Below are 16,431 nucleotides of genomic sequence, written 5' to 3'. Positions count from 1 at the left end.
TCTATGGAAAATTCCGGAATACATAACTCAACCCAAGAAGTTCAGAAGCACTTGCATTCTGCCTTCAGTTCCCTCGTTTCGAAAAGGAAGGGTATTCTATTGCTCCGGTCTTTCCTTATCCTCTTTGCCGGATTTACGGCTTTGATCATTGCCGAACATGTTGTTTACTTATCCATCCCAACCAAACTGATTCTGATTCTGTCAGTACTGATATCTTCCGTAGTGACTTTTTGGAAAGGCTATAAAAATGCTGGGTCGGAATCCTTTACCCATTTTTATCGTGAGTTCAGCCGAAAAAGCAAGCTCCCTGAACTCAAAGATACCCTTGATCTTGAAAAGTCAGGAGAAGGAAACCGCGCTCTTATTGATGCCGCGATCTTCCAGAATTTAAGTAAGATCGATTCTGAAAGACTTTCTGATTCACTCGATGATCACATACGTTCTTCTCAGAATTATACGGCATACAAGCGGTTGATGAACCTGAATATTGCTGTACTAGTGGTATTTGTTGCGACATCATTCAACTTTAGTGATGCTACCTTCCGTACTTTTTCATTTTGGAAAACTTTTGAGAAGCCCAATCCATATAGTTTCACCATATCTCCCGGGAACGTAACGCAGGAACAGGGAAGTCCTTTTGAAGTGACTATTGATTTTGAGGGAGATCTGATACCTGACGAAGTGGAATTGAAAATCAAGACTTCGGTAGAGGAAGAGTACCGAACAAGGGCAATGGAAGTTTCGGGTTCAACATTCAGCTCTATCACCCAAGACCTAAATAATGACCTCCAATATTATGTTGAGATGGATGGCTATCAAAGCCAAACCTACAATGCAGATGTACAACTTCGTCCTCGTTTTTCTGAACTTAGGGCAACGGTGATCCCACCTGATTATACCGGGCTTGACTCAACCGTCAACACTTACCCCATATCACAGATCCGCGCATATGAAGGTTCTAGATTGGAACTTTCAGGTACCATGAATAAAGCAGTCACATCCCTGCAGTTATACACCAAAAAAAACTCTTCAGGACTGCCGGTTCAAACAGACAGTACTTTCATTTACGATCTTGAAGTAACTGAAGACGATACTTTGCGTTTTTACATTGAAGATGAGAATGGGCTTACCAACCGCAACCCATTTCAGATCGTGATATCTCCTCAAAACGATGAGTACCCGTTGGCAGAGATCATAGAACCTGAGAATAACATTCGGGAGGTCAACCCTTCCGACATCGATATTCTATACAGAGCGTCAGATGACTTTGGGCTAACCGGTGCATCACTCAACTACGAGTTAAGGAGAGCATATGTCGAAGAACCAATTACAGGCAGTATTTCCTTTGAACCGCCAACTCAAGGTAACCTGAATTCTTATGTATGGGATCTTGCTGAATTTGAATTAAGTCCTCAGGATATACTCACCTTTTGGGTCACTGTTCAGGACAATGACGGATACAATGGCTATAAATCCTCCGATTCCAGGATCATTACCCTGGAGGTTCCCTCACTGGTGGAATATTTTGATGACATCGATAAAAAAGAAGATGAAGTTGAAACGGATCTGAGTGATATCTCGGAAGCTTTTGAGCAAACAAGGGAACAATATGAACGCTTTAAAGAGCAAATGAAGGATAATCCTGAAAATCCGGGATATGAAGAAAAAAGGGAGTTAGAACAAGTTCAGAAACAACAAGAAGAAGTACAAAGCAGGATCGATGAGCTCAATGAAAAATTCGAGGAGTTGAAGAATGAGCTGAGTGAAGACAATATGCTTTCAGAAGAAACTCAAAAGGCCTATGAAGAACTCCAGAAACTTTTGGAGGAGATCGACGATCCTGCTTACCGGGAGGCTTTGGAGAAACTTCAGGAGCAGTTTGAGCAGATGACACCCGAGCAGATGCGGCAAGCCATGCAGAACCTGGAGTTTAACGAAGAACTTTATAAAGAACGCCTGGAGAGAACCATTGAGTTGTTCAAACAAATAAAACTAAATTCTGATCTCGACAAGCTTGCCAGATCTTTTGAGGATATGGCCCGCCGGGAAGGGGAAAGAGATTCCCAGGAAGCAGATAAAACGGATCAGGCTAAAAATGAGCAGCTTCAGAAAACTCTTGAAGAAAATGAAGATCTGAAGCAAAAGATCGAATCACTTTCAGAGAATACTTCTTCTAAGAACGAACAAGAAATAGGTGATTTTCAAGAGGAAACAAAAGAAGAGCTTGATGAACTCTCCGAAGAAATTGAAGAAGAGATAAGTAACCCAGACGAATCAAAAGAAGAGAACGAGCAGGGTAATGAAAATGAACAGGATTCTTCAGGACAGGGTGAATCTAGTTCTCAGGGTCGCCAGCAAAAATATCAGCAACTTGCGGAGCAAACGAAAGAAATGATGTCCCAAATGGGGCAAAACCAAATGCAGCTTAATATAGCCGGCCTTCAGTATGTGCTTTATTCTCTGCTTAACATCTCCCTTGAACAAGAAAATCTAACAACACTGGCTTCTAATACAGAAAACAGAAGTCAGGCTTTTGTTACCTATGCCCGGAATCAAAGCAATGTTGAAGGTATCTTTAGTTCTATCTCTGACTCCCTGTTTCAACTATCTACGGAAATTCCACAGTTTTCCAATGAGATCAACAAAAAGAAACTTGAGGTACAGGAAAGACTTCAACGTTCATTGGAACAAATGTCAGAACGTAACCGGGAGCAATCTTCTGTAGCGTCACGACAGGCATTGGGCGGTATCAATGATATTTCATTTATGGTTGCCAATTTACTTGAAGAGCTCCAAAATTCAGAGGGAGGAGGGTCAGGCGGAAGTGGTATGTCGATGCAGCAGATGATAGAACAGATGCAGCAATCCGGAGAGAACCAGCAACAACTGAATAAAATGCTCCAGGAAATGATCAATGACATGCAGGGAGAACGATTGTCCCAGGATCAAATGGAAAGATTGGATCAGATCGCCAGGCAGCAAAATGAGATCCGAAAACAGCTTCAGGAACTTCAGCAGAGCGGTGAGTTAGACGGCGACAGGCTTGGAAGTGAAATCCAGCGTATGATCGAAGATATGGAAGATACCATCAATGACCTCCGTGGTGGAGCAGCTGACCCAACGCTGATAGAACGACAACAAAATATATTATCCCGAATGCTCGAAGCTGAACAGGCCATGCAAGAGCAAGGGGAAGAAGATGAAAGAGAAGGTTCTAATCCTGATCAATTTAACCGGGCAACTCCCCCGGAACTAACACTTGAGGAACTTGAAAAAGAAATCCAAAATCGGCTCAATGATCCCAATTTCACCAAGTATTCTCCTGATTATCAACGGCTGATCGAAAATTATTTTGAGCTATTGAAGCAGCTTCAAAAGAGAGAAATTCAGTAATATTCAAACTGAATCTTTTTGTTAATCCAGAGGAACCGTACCCTTCAGTGTTTTATAACATCTGCGATTTACTGCTCTTTGTTCTGCTGAATTAAAAACTCATAGGCTTCCAAAACGCCTTCGGTTGCAGTTTTTTGAGTTACATTATCAACCACATCTTTCACAAAATGCTTGGCATTACTTGGCGCAAATGATCTGCCAACGATCTGTAAGCCGGGGATGTCTCCACTGCTATCCCCAATGTATGCCACTTCTTCCAAATCCATCTTCAGCTTCTCACATAAGAAACGAATACCCTCTCCTTTGTTGGCTTTCTTGAGGATTATATTAACAGAAACATCCGTAGCATGTACTTCAAACATGGGATAGTTCCCATTTACATGATTCAGAACTTCCTCATGCATCAATGCAATTTTAGCTGAATCGGGATTCACCAAACCTGCATCTGTATATTTTGCGAACTCAGGGTAGGTTCCTTTATAATTCTTGATGAGTGTTTTCTCAAGCCACTCTTTTATCTCAGTAACCGCTTTTTTTGCTTCATCACCGAATTGGGGATTCCAGGTGATCTCGTTGGTTTGTATATCATACATCCCGCCCCCACTTTCAAAAAGCATCGGAAGATCTACATCAAGCCACTGTCCAACAGCTTCTACATATGGAAACGGTCTTCCTGAACAGATCGTCAATGCAGGAATCTGAGCATCATCCTTACTTTTAATGTTCAATGTTTTAATGCGTGACAAAGCTTCCCAATCGGGACTCAGAAAAGGGTGGGCTACACAACCGTCCAGATCTGTGATAAATAACTTGATCATAGAATGCTATACTATAAATTCTTAAAAAGATAGAAGTTAACTGGAACGGGTACTAACGTCCAAAATCATCTTCAAGGCGAACAATGTCTTTTTCGTTCGAAAGATGATCAGAATATACATGCTGCCATATTTCAGCTACTACCCCCCAGTTTTCCAATCCAACAAGCCGGTGCCGCTCTCCCTGTTTAAGGATCACCTTCTCTCCTTTCTTGTACTCTTTTATTGGTTTTTGCTCATCGCTGATACTCTTGACTACACCAACGGGGCCATCAATGATCTGCCAGATCTCGGCACGACGATGGTGATATTGCCATGAAAGTCTTTTTCCGGGTTCAACTAACAGGATCTTCGGGCTTAGTCTTCCTGATATATTGATCTCATTTATGTCAACATCATCAAAATAAGCCTGAATAAATTCTTTCGACTGATCTTCTTCAATCACAAAAAAGCCTCCCCATGGCCGCTCAAGGTCTTGTTCTTTGATCTTAAATCCTTGCTCGATCAGGTTTTCTTCTACCTCTTTAAAGCGTTGTTCTTTATCTGACATTAATTAATTATTAAAAGTGAATGATTTTTAAAATGTGATCGGGTGATCAAGCCTTTCGGATTGAATAGGATGGGATCATCACGGAACCTACAATAAACAAAAGTGCCAACACCCCCATCCATTGATACTGATTTTTATAGTCGGCATACTCCTGACTGGCGAATTCTCCTTTCTCAAGTTCGTCCATACGGGCTAAAAAAGCATCGATGCCTTCATTTCCCCTTTCAATGGAATAGTATTCCCCATCAGCAGTTCTGGCAATATTCCTCAAAGTCTGACTTTGCAATTTTGTTGTTACTACCTGACCGTTATTATCACGCTTGTAACCTACTAATCTATCTGTCCCTTCTTCATACAAAGGAATGGTAGTTCCTTCATTGGTACCAACTCCAAGGGTATAAACCAATATGTTTTCCTCTATAAGTTCATTGAGAGCTTCATTATATGACTGTCCATGATCTTCCCCATCAGAAATAATAAGCAAGACTTTTGCTGCATCACTGTCATTATCCTCAAGAGCCTGAAATGCCCCCAGGGCAGTTTCCATAGCTGATTTAAAGTCAGTGGCAGAACTTGGCATCTGCTCGGTATCTGCTATATCAAGAAAAAGACGTAAGGCAGAATAATCGAGAGTCATGGGGCTTTGTACATACGGCTCTCCGGTAAATACAACCAAACCGACACGATCACCCTGAAGCCGTTCGATCAGCCTGTTAATTTCAAATTTCGCTTTTTCAAGCCGGCTGGGACGTACATCTTCTGCATTCATGCTGGCAGAAAGATCCAATGCCACAAGCATATCAACACCCTGACGCTTAATTTCCCGAACTTCGGTTCCGATCTTTGGTCCTGCTAAAGCAACCGTCAAAAAAAAGAGACCGGTTAACATAAAAATATTTTTAAGCCGCTTCCCCAGAGGCCAAAATCCTTTTCTCAAAGATTTAAAAAGCTCAGGACTGAAATATTTTTCCTGTATGGCCCTGGCCTGATAGCTTCGCCACCAAAGCAACACAACGGCTGCAGGAATAAATGCAAGCAACCAAAGATATAAAGAGTTTTCCCAGATCATATTCTATCGTTTAATATTGCTTCTAAAATAGAGATTTCAGTGCCTTAGTTGCAGTAATAAATTATAAAGTTATCAGACTTCCGAAAATTAAGAAGTATGTACTGAAATTACTGTATCTGCCACTTTTTGGATTTCTGCCTCCTTTAGTTCAGGATAGATGGGTAATGAAATTACCTGACGGCTTGCACAATGAGCATTGGGACAATCCGAAGCTTTATATCCTAAGTAGGAAAAACATTCTTGTTCATGGAGCGGAACGGGATAGTAAACGGAATGCCCAATATTCTCAGCATTCAAAACCCTGGCCAGGGCATCTCTTTTCTTTGTTCTGATGGTATATTGATGATAAATATGTCTTCCACTCCGATCAGAAGCGCCGGTAGTTTCGGTTGGAGTGATGATCGAATTGGTCTCCAAACCACAATTTTCTGAACAACCATCTTTGCATTGGTTCAGATCCCCAACTATTCCGGCTTTTCTGAAAAGCTCATTATATGTGTGAGCAATTTCTTTTCGTTTTTCGGACCATTCATCCAGATACCTGAGCTTAACCGATAGTATAGCGGCCTGAATGGAATCAAGTCGGCTGTTTATCCCAACTATGCTGTGGTGATATTTGGGTTTTGCACCGTGAAGTCGCAGAATGTCCGTTTTTTCTGCCAAGATCGGATCTTTCACGGTGATCAATCCCGCATCACCATAGGCTCCAAGATTTTTACTTGGGAAGAAGCTAAAGCATCCAAAATCTCCCATGCTTCCAGCCTTTTGACCTTTGTAAGTTGCTCCAATGGCCTGGGCTGCATCTTCTATCACTTTCAAGCCGTGTTCATTGGCGATCTCCATGATCGGGTCCATGTCCGCCATTTGGCCATATAAGTGAACAGGGATTACAGCTTTAATTCTTTCCGGATCGGGATCCAGTTTCTTATATACCGGATGCTCTTTTTTCAAAAATAACTCAACCTGTTTCGGGTCGAGATTATAGGAATCTTTTTCAATATCCAGGAAAACTGGAATGGCGTTCAATCTTGAAATTGCTCCTGCCGTAGCAAAAAATGTGAACGGACTTGTGATAACATAATCACCGGGATTAATATCCATTGCCATTAAGGCGAGTAAAAGTGCATCTGAACCGGAAGCACAACCATAAGCATGTTTGGTTTCGCAATATGTACCTGCCTCACCCTCGAACTGCTCAACGTTATCTCCCATTATGAAATACTGACTTTCAAGGACCTCATCAATGACATCCCGAATTTCTTCCTTTATCGTATCATACTGCCGGTTAAGGTCAAGTAAAGGTATGGACATAGTTCTACGTTTAAATAAATTTTTTATGAATGAAGGATAAAAAGAAGTGGCCTCTAAAACTACTTTTTGGCTGCATTGTAGATCTGTTCAATAATGCTCACCACTTTCATTCCCTCAAAAGCATTTGCTGTAGGCTCGCTTATTCCGTTTAACGTTTCCACGATATTTTCTATCACATAATGATGATTGGCAGCACTTCCCTTAAATGGCCCGTAATCATTCGGTGGGTTTGTCTGTGGCAGCGTCGGCATTTCATAATTTTGGATATGGCAGTATTCCACTTCATTCATATACTGCCCCCCTACTTTAAAACTGCCTTTGGAACCGATCACAGTAATACTGCTTTCCATGTTCTTATCCCAGCATGAAATAGAATAATTAATACTCCCTATTCCCCCATTCAAAAATTCAAACTGTGCAAAACCTGAGTCATCAAAATCAACCAGATTTGGATGGGTAAAATTTTTGATGGTTGATGTTGGATTTTTTATATCACCGAATACCCAATACATCAGGTCAACAAAATGACTGAATTGTGTGAATAAAGCACCTCCATCCAGGTCATTGGTTCCCCGCCAGGTGCTGTCCTTATAGTACCTTTCGTCTCTGTTCCAGTAGCAATTTACCTGTACCATCAATACATCCCCGATCAATCCTTCTGTAATTACTTTCTTCATCCATTCGGATGGGGGACTGTATCTGTTTTGCTTAACTACAAAAACCCTGTTTCCAGTGGCTTCCTGTGCTCCTATCACTTCTAAACAGGATTCTTTGGACAACCCCATTGGTTTTTCGATCACTACATGATAGCCGGCATTTAACAATTTTACTGCGTACTCGGTATGAAAACCATTGGGAGTACAAATTGATACCACATCACTTGTGTTCTTATCCTTAGCTATAAAATCCTGAAGTGAACTATAGGTGTGGCCTTCGATCATTAACTCACCGATCGCCGAAAATTGATCTGAATCTATATCGGTAACAGACTGCAATGAACTGTGTTCAAATTCATGAATGATCTTAGCATGTCTCTTCCCGATCCGTCCAAACCCAATTACTGAAAACTTTATAGGATCCATTTAGTAAAATTATCACTTTTAATATTTACAATAGCTTTTACCGTGTCACTAATTTAACACTTTGAGATAAGAATACGCGAGTTAATATGGCTTTAGTTTATAAATGTTCAAAGATCCATTCCCGAAGAACTTCCTTAAACCTAAAAGAAAAGTTTTTTCTAATCGTCTCACTGTCATCCTCATAATTATAACATGGAGATACTACATGAAAATAGTGGTTAGCCCCGGCAATACTGAAGGTGCTGAAATTTGATGGGAGTGAATCAGGAAACACTTCATTCATTTCCTCCAAAGCCCACGATGGATATACCTGTCCGTCATTCTCTCCAAAAACAAATAATGCCGGAATCGTTATGTCCTTAAGATACTTAGCAGATTCATGATCCATTTTCATCCTCATATGGCGCCATCGTTTCGTTATGGCAATCATGGACACCCAGTTTTGATGAGATTGTGCTTTTTGAACCGCTTTATTGTAAGCGGCTGTACTATCTTCACCGTTACAAACATATTCACTGTGATATTCATTAATGAGCTGCCTGGTTGCATCAAAAGTGGGCCCTGCCAATGAAGCCATAAATTTAACTTCCTGAGGAGCTGTTGCTGCCACAATCTGTGCAACCCATCCATCTTCGCCATGCCCCACGATCCCGATCCTTTCAGAATCTACTTCTTTTCGTTGCTGCAAAAATGATATAGCCGCCAAGGCATCATCAGCAAAATCATTTAAAGTAGCTCTGCCCCATCTTCCTTCAGAGTCACCAACGCCTCTGGGATCATAATAAAAAACTCCTACGCCTGCTTCCGGGAATATAGCTTCCAGGTTTTCTTCTATAAAGCTCTGCCGCTGTGAGTGAAAATCTCCCCATTCATACATACCTCCCAGGAACAAAATTACCGGTACATTCTCGGCTGAGTCCGGGAGTACCAATGTTCCACTCAAAACATTATCCCCACTTATAAATACTACTTCCTCCCGTACTATATCCTGGGCATTTATCCCCATAGAGAGAAGGGGGACCATGCTTAATGCCAACAAAATATAAACTGCCTTTTTCATTTGATAAATAGTCCTTTTCATTTATTCAACAACCCGGCACATTTAATTTAGCTGAGTTAGAATTCTTTGTATCTGTCCCAGGTGCCTCTGGGTATGGATGATATTAAAATGTGCCCACTCCTGCCTCGTTAAATATCCGAACAATGGATGTTCGAAAGAAAGGCATAATTCATCAGTATCCAGTTTTTCGATCAGTTCAATGACCGCTCTACGGTTCTGTTGAAATTTTGCAATGAGTTCCTCTTTTGATTTTTCTTCATCCGATGGAAGGATGACACCTGATGCTTTCATTTTTCGGTCAGATTGCAAAAATCGCTTTTCCATTTTCTCTACAAAAGCATCCGGTGCGCGATCAATTTCCTTTTGAGTCTCTCCCTGAAACAACTTTGGAATGCCGAATTCAGAGCGATACAAATGTTCGACCACATCAGCGACCGACCAGTCTTCTTCTTTCGGCTTGAGATTAAATTTTGACTCAGGGACCTCAGAAACGGTCTCGATCAGTAATTCTGTATTTTCTTCAAGCTTAATTTTTAGATCCATGCATCCTTATATGGAAAGTGCCTGCTCAAGGTAAATGAATGAAAAGATAATTTCAGTAAATAAATTCTCAACTTAGCGACTAATCATTCCCTTTAGGAGTAAATGACTGTATACCTGTGATCTCACGACCTAAGATAAGTCCGTGAATATCATAGGTGCCTTCATAGGTATTAACAGACTCCAGGTTCATAACATGATGTATCACACGGTATTCACCAACAATACCATTCCCACCGTGCATATCACGAGATATCCTGGCGATCTCAAGGGCTTTTCCACAGTTGTTTCGTTTGGCAAGAGATGTCATAGAAGGATGATCACGTCCCTCATCTTTTAGATTTCCAAGTCGAAGTACCAACATCTGCATCGCGGTTATGTCGGTAAGCATATTTGCAAGTTTGGTCTGTATCAACTGATTTGCAGCCAACGGTTTGCCAAACTGCTTTCGGTCTAATACGTATTGACGTGCTCTTTGATAACAAAACTCAGCAGCTCCAACAGTTCCCCATGCAATTCCATATCGGGCTGAGTTTAAGCACATGAACGGACCTTTCAATCCTTTTATATCAGGAAATACATTTTCATCCGGAACAAATACATCATCAAAAACCAATTCTCCGGTTTCGGAGGCACGAAGACTCATTTTGTATTTGGTATGAGGAGCCGAGAAACCTTTCATTCCCTTCTCAACCAGAAATCCACGAATTACCCCTTCTTCTTTAGGATCCTCTTTCGCCTTTGCCCAGACTACTGCAAGATCCGCAATAGGAGAATTGGTGATCCACATTTTGGCTCCGTTCAATTTCCATCCGCCATCTGTTTTAACAGCCGTGGTAACCATAGAACCGGGATCAGAACCATGGTCAGGCTCAGTCAATCCAAAGCAACCTATCATTTCCCCGCTCGCAAGCTTGGGAAGAAATTTTTCCTTTTGTTCTTCAGTTCCAAACTCTGAAATGGGGTACATCACCAATGACGATTGGACACTCATGAACGATCGGTAGCCTGAGTCTACTCTTTCCACTTCCCTGGCGATCAAGCCATAAGCCGTATAGCTTGCTTCTGATCCACCGTATTCTTCCAGAATCGTAACACCAAGTAATCCCATTTCTCCCATTTCACGGGCTATACTTTGATCAAAGTATTCTTCGGTATTTCCTTTTAGTGCACGGGGCTCGAGCTTGCTTTGCGCATAATCTCGAGCCGTTTCCATAATGAGGCGGTCTTCCTCATTTAATTCCGATTCAAAGAGATATGCATCGTCGATATTAAATAGATTTTTTGCCATGACTGAAACTAATTTTCTGAATTTATTTTGATGAATAGTACGGAAAATGAATTAAGAGAGAAATGAAATTATCAGATGAATCTGATCTTCTTCATTCCTGAAATGTAACTTTTATTGTTTTAAGATGAGTATGGATCAAGGGAATCGCAAGTAAATACATCCTCTGTAAAAACAAGCACCAGAAAAAGTATGCTACTTTATGATCCTTCTTTAAAAATCATCATCATTCCTGAACCTTGTAATATTCTAAATAAATAAAAAACGGATATAATAAAAAAGTCTGCAACTCAATGAGTTACAGACTTTCGGGTTTCCAACAATAAAATATATTATCAATTACACAAGATTCTTTTTTAGCTCTCGTGCAATGATTAGTCGCTGTACTTCAGTAGTTCCTTCACCAATGGTCATTAACTTGGAATCTCGTAAAAATCTTTCAACGTGATATTCCTTAGTATAACCGTAACCGCCGTGAATTTGAATAGCATCGAGTGCAGCCCGAACAGAAAGTTCAGAGGCAAACAATTTAGCCATAGAGGCTTCGGTAGTGTAAGGCTTTCCATTATCCTTGAGCCAGGCTGCCCTGAGTACGAGTAATCGGGCCGCATCAATTTCAGTTGCCATATCCACCATTTTCCCTTCCATATACTGAAAATTACCGATTGCAGTACCAAACTGTTTCCTTTCCATGGAATATTTCAGGGATTCTTCCAGTGCACCCCTTGCTATCCCAACTGAAAGAGCTGCAATACCAACACGGCCACCATCCAATACCTTCATGGTATCTACAAATCCCTTTCCTTCATCTCCGAGTAAATTTTCGACCGGCACTTCCACATTCTCAAAAACGACTTCGGTAGTGTCCGAAGAATTCATCCCCAGTTTATGCATTCCCGGACCTGGTTTTACCCCATCCCATTCGCGTTCTACAATAAAGGCTGAAATTCCTTTGGTGCCTAGCTCCGGATCTGTTTTGGCAAGTACTACATAGGTATCTCCCACTGAGCCCTGAGTAATGAAGATCTTGGACCCGTTCAAAATATATTTATCACCATCTTTGATAGCGGTTGTTTTCATCCCTGAAGCGTCACTTCCTGAACCGGGCTCTGTTAAACACCACGCTGCCAATTTTTCTCCTGAAGTTAATTCAGGCATGTATTTTAATTTCTGTTCATGGTTCCCGGCCAAAGCAATATGTCCGGTTCCAAGTGAAGTATGTGAGGCTACTGTCAACGCCAATGAAGCATCCCAACGTGCGATCTCTTCAAGTACGAGACAGAAACTGACCACATCAAAACCACCGCCGCCATATTGTTCTTCATGATAAATTCCCAGCATGCCCAAATCCCCAAGCTGCTTTACGATCTCGTGCGGAAATTCTTTAGTATTGTCTCTCTCCATGACGGTAGGTGCCACGTTACGTTCTACAAATTCTTTAACGCTGTCACGGATCATTTTTTGATCGTCCGTAAGCTCAAATGATAATTCTCGGTCTAAAACAGTATCCATCTTAGTAATGCTATGTATTTAAAATTCTTTGTTGGAAACGCTTCCAAGATAACGGTTTGTTTATTTAATATCGTTCATAAGTGTGTAAAAATTGCCTACACAATTAGAACATCTATGTCAGATGAAAAATAACACCCTACTCAGTTTCCAGCCAATAACCTCTCAAAACCTTGTCCCCGTACAATATCCGGTCCACAACCTCCATCCCCGCGACTACTTCTCCTATAATAGTATATCCGGCATTTAAGTGAGGCTTCCATTGGTGCATAACAAAAAACTGACTTCCTTCAGTATCAATATTGGTTCTTGCCATTCCTGCCATTCCTCTTCTATACTCTTTCTCAGAAGCTTCGGTAGGAACGGTGTAGTCCGGACCGCCCCAACCAAGTCCGGTATCAATATCCCCACCCTGAATCACGAAATTAGGCACAACACGGTGAAACGCAACGCTATCGAATGCACCGGCCCGGGTAAGACTGTCTAATCCCGAAATGGTAGCAGGCGCTGCCAAAACATCCATTTTGATTCTGATATCTCCTTTTTCAGTTTCAAGTACCCAGACAGGTTCATATCCCATTGCCCCAAGTCGTTCCCAGTTTGGAGCCCTGAATTCCTTGGGTTGCTCCTGCACGTCAACTTCCCAACCCTGATCTCGGAAAGCATTATTCAACTCATAATTGCCGTTCTGAGCCAACTCCGTTACTACACTTTTTCCCTCTTCCTTAAAATATTCCATAAGCAGATCTCCTAACACCTGAAATACTTCTGTATCCTTTAACGGATCATAGTCTGAAACCAGACTCAAAAACTCTTCAAGGTCTTCTGATTCAAGAAGGCCGGTGGTTGAAAACACCCTTAGGGTTTGATAGGTAAGCACAGGATCCTGACGCTCAAGAATATCAAATAGTAATGATCGAATGCGCTCAATTTGTTCAGCGTTTTTTTGGTCTTCGCCTAAATCGGACCACCAGCCGGATAACGCTTGTATAGATAGTGCTGAAATAATGGTATTCGCTGAAGAAACATGGTCTTCCAAGACTCTCAGATATTCATCAGCTTCCATTTCCCGCTGATAGATGTTCAATTTTTTTGCAGATAAATATTCATTACCGTCTGCAAGTGAGCTACCCAATTCCAGAAATTCGGAAGAGCTGCTCAGGGATTGAATACCTGATAACCGAATCGACGCTTCTTTTTCTTCATTATTGATGATCTTTTCTATGATCTTTTTATCAAATGATCCCGGTTTTTCTGAATGATTCTCAATTTCATTTAGAGCTGCTTCATTCACCATTGTGTTCTTATGCTCAAGAAGCTTGCTGTAGAAGTCACTAAGCTTCTCGTTCCAATCAATCATACCGGAATGTTGGGCTAATTCGATAGCTAATTGGGGATTCATGGTATCAACAGGTTCTATATCAAGGCGGTTGAAGAACCATTCTGAATCGGTATTAAACAGAATTCTTGCCGAATATTGCTTTATGGCCGAATGAGCAGTCCACTCATAGGTTTCCCAGAGTATGTTTCTCATTTCATCACTTTCAACACCTGAACGGGACCGGTATATCCCGTAAAAATAGGCCTGAAATAAATCCGGTTCATCAAGGACGGCCGCATATCTCAATAGACTTCTCTTTGTAGTTTCTCTTAACTCATAATTCATCATTAACCTGGAAATAGTCAAAGCGGTTTCATACTCATGACTTGAGTCCATGAATCCTTCAAAATTGCGTACCAGGTAATCCAACGAACTTTGATTCCCCTGCTTTCCCAAAACCAAACTGATCCCATTTCTCATTATTGACCTTGTATCCCACAGATCATGTAATCGCGAGAGTTGTCCGTCATTCAGTTGTTGGTTACTTAAAGCAGTCCATGCCTGACTTGAATTATCATACTGAACCTTGGTGATCATCTCATCAATATTCTGCACCCGGGTACTTATCAGCCCTCTCCAGGCTTGTTGTCTGATAAATGAATTGGAATGTTCCGTATATGATAAAAGGGAATCGGCATTTCGTTCGAATACAAAAGTATAAAGTTCGGGATACTCATCCGTAAGTAATTTAGAATAGGCTGTTTCTCTGTTGCAGGAAACAACGACTAATAAGAGTGTACCGGCAATAATTAGCTTGTACATATCTTTTACACATTTACTATTGAACTTCATTCACAAACTCCTTTTATTACACATATATTTTACATTAAATAGATACTGCCATGGATAATGCACATTTAACACGTAAACAGCACGAATTTTTCACCTACATCGTGGACTACAAAAAAGAACATGAAGTATGGCCAACTTATCGTGAGATCGCAGACCATTTTGGGTATGCATCGCCCAACAGCGTAACCCAAAATATACAGGCGTTACTTAAAAAAGGCTATTTAGTGAAACGTGATGATGAAGAATATGACCTTCCTGCTGAGAAAAAAAGCTTACTTGGCGAAACTGAAGAAACCGAAGGTATTCCAATTCGCGGTCTAATTGCAGCAGGCTCTCTTCAGGAAGCCATTGAAGCCAACCTTGGCAGTATTACAATGGATACATTGTTTCCTGATCTTGATGATCTGTTTGCCCTGAGGGTTACAGGATTCAGTATGAAGGATGTAGGTATCTACGATGGTGATTTCGTTCTGTTAATGGATACAGACGTAAAAAATGGAGATATCGGCGCAGTATTATATGATGGGGAAACAAGTCTTAAAAAGATCTATTGGGACGATAATGGATTAAGACTTGAACCTGCCAATCCCGAATATGATGATATATTCATTGAGCCGGACGTTTTCGAAGAAGTCCGCATAATTGGCAAATACATTGGACATGTAAACCGACAAGGATTTCAACGGGCTGTGCCGAAAGTGGCTTAAATCACCCCTTCCAAATACCTGTTAGGGTAATGGTGAATTATCAGGAAGATGAGACGGCAAGTCTTTGTCGGAAGAGATCGTTGTTTTCTTGAGCGGTACTTTTAGCTCATTTGCTATCGTCAAAAAACGTCCGTTTGCATCTTTTCTGGCCTCATGAAGCTGAGAATCTTTGATCCAGGCACGGCCACCGTCATGCTGTAGTCTCTTGGTATTTTTATATTTGAATGCTTGTTCGTGTAAAGATGGTAATTTTTTCATGATCTCCGATAAATTTGCTTTCCCTTAATTTAAGTGAAGTTTCTGAATTAATCAGTACATATTTGCTTTGTTTTGTACGAAGTAACCCTTATCTTTTCAAGCTCTGAATTAAACGCAAAAGAAAGAAATTAACAATTATGTACGCTATAGTTGAAATCGGCGGACACCAATACAAAGTAGCAGAAAACGACGTGCTGTTTGTTGACAAACAAAACGCCGAAGATAATAAGCTTACATTTGATAAAGTGTTGCTGATAAAAGATGAGAACGGAAATGTGAATGTTGGGACTCCGGTTGTTGAAGGAGCAGAAGTTTCCGCCACTATTCTGGACACTGTGAAAGCTGATAAAGTATTAGTGTTTAAGAAAAAACGTCGCAAAGGTTATCAAAAATTGAACGGACATCGCCAGGTGATGTCTCAAATTCAAATTGAAGGCATTTCTGCCTCCGGTTCTTCTTCCAAGAAGAAAGCTGCTAAAAAAGAGGATACTTCAGCCAAAAAAACTGAAGAGAAAAAAGCAGTTGCTAAAAAAGAAGAAGCAACCACAGATCTAAATTCAATGACAGTTGCTGAACTTAAAGACCTTGCAAAAGAAAAAGGTCTTACCGGCTACTCCAGCTTGAGAAAAGCTGAACTAATTGACGCTTTAAAATAATTTTTCATTACTAAACCCTT

Annotated in this window: 14 protein-coding genes; 3 read left to right on the top strand and 11 right to left on the bottom strand. The window is 40.9% G+C overall.

Features of this window, described 5'->3' with window-relative positions; translation table 11 throughout:
* The first annotated feature begins 3 nt into the window (after positions 1-3).
* Entirely contained in the window at positions 4-3,393 is a 3,390-nt protein-coding gene (locus ACFSVN_RS06160; protein ID WP_390300092.1) for a DUF4175 family protein, read from the top strand.
* A 68-nt stretch (positions 3,394-3,461) separates the two neighbouring features.
* On the opposite strand, the gene ACFSVN_RS06155 is transcribed toward ACFSVN_RS06160, so the two are convergent.
* The 10 genes from ACFSVN_RS06155 to ACFSVN_RS06110 form a co-directional block, all read right to left on the bottom strand.
* The gene (locus ACFSVN_RS06155) at positions 3,462-4,211 is read right to left on the bottom strand and encodes an HAD hydrolase family protein (protein WP_390300090.1); all 750 of its coding nucleotides are present in this window, start codon (positions 4,209-4,211) and stop codon (positions 3,462-3,464) included.
* A gap of 52 nt (positions 4,212-4,263) precedes the next feature.
* On the bottom strand, positions 4,264-4,758 hold the full coding sequence (locus ACFSVN_RS06150; RefSeq protein ID WP_390300088.1) for a cupin domain-containing protein: 495 nt from the start codon (positions 4,756-4,758) through the stop codon (positions 4,264-4,266).
* Positions 4,759-4,804: 46 nt separating this feature from the next.
* A complete protein-coding gene (locus ACFSVN_RS06145; RefSeq protein ID WP_390300086.1) occupies positions 4,805-5,827 on the bottom strand; it encodes a vWA domain-containing protein in 1,023 nt (340 codons plus the stop codon).
* Positions 5,828-5,914: 87 nt separating this feature from the next.
* On the bottom strand, positions 5,915-7,138 hold the full coding sequence (locus ACFSVN_RS06140; RefSeq protein ID WP_390300084.1) for a DegT/DnrJ/EryC1/StrS family aminotransferase: 1,224 nt from the start codon (positions 7,136-7,138) through the stop codon (positions 5,915-5,917).
* A 59-nt stretch (positions 7,139-7,197) separates the two neighbouring features.
* Positions 7,198-8,220, bottom strand: a complete 1,023-nt coding sequence (locus tag ACFSVN_RS06135; RefSeq protein WP_390300082.1) for a Gfo/Idh/MocA family protein — start codon at positions 8,218-8,220, stop codon at positions 7,198-7,200.
* 97 nt (positions 8,221-8,317) lie between these two features.
* On the bottom strand, positions 8,318-9,280 hold the full coding sequence (locus ACFSVN_RS06130; RefSeq protein ID WP_390300080.1) for an alpha/beta hydrolase family protein: 963 nt from the start codon (positions 9,278-9,280) through the stop codon (positions 8,318-8,320).
* A 42-nt stretch (positions 9,281-9,322) separates the two neighbouring features.
* Positions 9,323-9,823, bottom strand: a complete 501-nt coding sequence (locus tag ACFSVN_RS06125) for a DinB family protein (RefSeq protein WP_390300078.1) — start codon at positions 9,821-9,823, stop codon at positions 9,323-9,325.
* Between the two features lie 79 nt (positions 9,824-9,902).
* Complete coding sequence (locus ACFSVN_RS06120; protein WP_390300076.1) at positions 9,903-11,111, bottom strand: acyl-CoA dehydrogenase; 1,209 nt, start codon at positions 11,109-11,111, stop codon at positions 9,903-9,905.
* Between the two features lie 336 nt (positions 11,112-11,447).
* Positions 11,448-12,620, bottom strand: coding sequence for an acyl-CoA dehydrogenase family protein (locus tag ACFSVN_RS06115; protein WP_390300074.1), 1,173 nt, complete (start codon positions 12,618-12,620; stop codon positions 11,448-11,450).
* A 136-nt stretch (positions 12,621-12,756) separates the two neighbouring features.
* Entirely contained in the window at positions 12,757-14,760 is a 2,004-nt protein-coding gene (locus tag ACFSVN_RS06110) for a peptidylprolyl isomerase (RefSeq protein ID WP_390300072.1), read from the bottom strand.
* A gap of 80 nt (positions 14,761-14,840) precedes the next feature.
* Between ACFSVN_RS06110 and lexA the strand changes: the two genes are divergently transcribed.
* Positions 14,841-15,497, top strand: a complete 657-nt coding sequence (gene lexA, locus ACFSVN_RS06105; protein WP_390300070.1) for a transcriptional repressor LexA — start codon at positions 14,841-14,843, stop codon at positions 15,495-15,497.
* Positions 15,498-15,518: 21 nt separating this feature from the next.
* Here the strand turns inward: lexA and ACFSVN_RS06100 are convergent, their stop codons facing one another.
* A complete protein-coding gene (locus ACFSVN_RS06100) occupies positions 15,519-15,755 on the bottom strand; it encodes a hypothetical protein (protein WP_390300068.1) in 237 nt (78 codons plus the stop codon).
* 137 nt (positions 15,756-15,892) lie between these two features.
* Between ACFSVN_RS06100 and rplU the strand changes: the two genes are divergently transcribed.
* Positions 15,893-16,411, top strand: coding sequence for a 50S ribosomal protein L21 (gene rplU, locus ACFSVN_RS06095; RefSeq protein WP_390300066.1), 519 nt, complete (start codon positions 15,893-15,895; stop codon positions 16,409-16,411).
* Positions 16,412-16,431 lie beyond the last annotated feature (20 nt).

Origin of the sequence: Gracilimonas halophila (assembly GCF_042684365.1) — a bacterium.
GTDB lineage: Bacteria > Bacteroidota > Rhodothermia > Balneolales > Balneolaceae > Gracilimonas > Gracilimonas halophila.
The sequence above is the reverse complement of the archived record's forward strand: the minus strand, read 5'-3'. Positions and strand labels throughout refer to the sequence as shown.

What these genes read in the sequence shown, in the direction of transcription:
- ACFSVN_RS06115 (WP_390300074.1), bottom strand. Translation starts at nt 12,620, where the DNA reads ATGGATACTGTTTTAGACCGAGAATTATCATTTGAGCTTACGGACGAT.
- ACFSVN_RS06155 (WP_390300090.1), bottom strand. Translation starts at nt 4,211, where the DNA reads ATGATCAAGTTATTTATCACAGATCTGGACGGTTGTGTAGCCCACCCT.
- ACFSVN_RS06130 (WP_390300080.1), bottom strand. Translation starts at nt 9,280, where the DNA reads ATGAAAAAGGCAGTTTATATTTTGTTGGCATTAAGCATGGTCCCCCTT.
- rplU (WP_390300066.1), top strand. Translation starts at nt 15,893, where the DNA reads ATGTACGCTATAGTTGAAATCGGCGGACACCAATACAAAGTAGCAGAA.
- ACFSVN_RS06110 (WP_390300072.1), bottom strand. Translation starts at nt 14,760, where the DNA reads ATGTACAAGCTAATTATTGCCGGTACACTCTTATTAGTCGTTGTTTCC.
- ACFSVN_RS06100 (WP_390300068.1), bottom strand. Translation starts at nt 15,755, where the DNA reads ATGAAAAAATTACCATCTTTACACGAACAAGCATTCAAATATAAAAAT.
- ACFSVN_RS06150 (WP_390300088.1), bottom strand. Translation starts at nt 4,758, where the DNA reads ATGTCAGATAAAGAACAACGCTTTAAAGAGGTAGAAGAAAACCTGATC.
- ACFSVN_RS06160 (WP_390300092.1), top strand. Translation starts at nt 4, where the DNA reads ATGGAAAATTCCGGAATACATAACTCAACCCAAGAAGTTCAGAAGCAC.
- ACFSVN_RS06140 (WP_390300084.1), bottom strand. Translation starts at nt 7,138, where the DNA reads ATGTCCATACCTTTACTTGACCTTAACCGGCAGTATGATACGATAAAG.
- ACFSVN_RS06135 (WP_390300082.1), bottom strand. Translation starts at nt 8,220, where the DNA reads ATGGATCCTATAAAGTTTTCAGTAATTGGGTTTGGACGGATCGGGAAG.
- ACFSVN_RS06120 (WP_390300076.1), bottom strand. Translation starts at nt 11,111, where the DNA reads ATGGCAAAAAATCTATTTAATATCGACGATGCATATCTCTTTGAATCG.
- ACFSVN_RS06125 (WP_390300078.1), bottom strand. Translation starts at nt 9,823, where the DNA reads ATGGATCTAAAAATTAAGCTTGAAGAAAATACAGAATTACTGATCGAG.
- lexA (WP_390300070.1), top strand. Translation starts at nt 14,841, where the DNA reads ATGGATAATGCACATTTAACACGTAAACAGCACGAATTTTTCACCTAC.
- ACFSVN_RS06145 (WP_390300086.1), bottom strand. Translation starts at nt 5,827, where the DNA reads ATGATCTGGGAAAACTCTTTATATCTTTGGTTGCTTGCATTTATTCCT.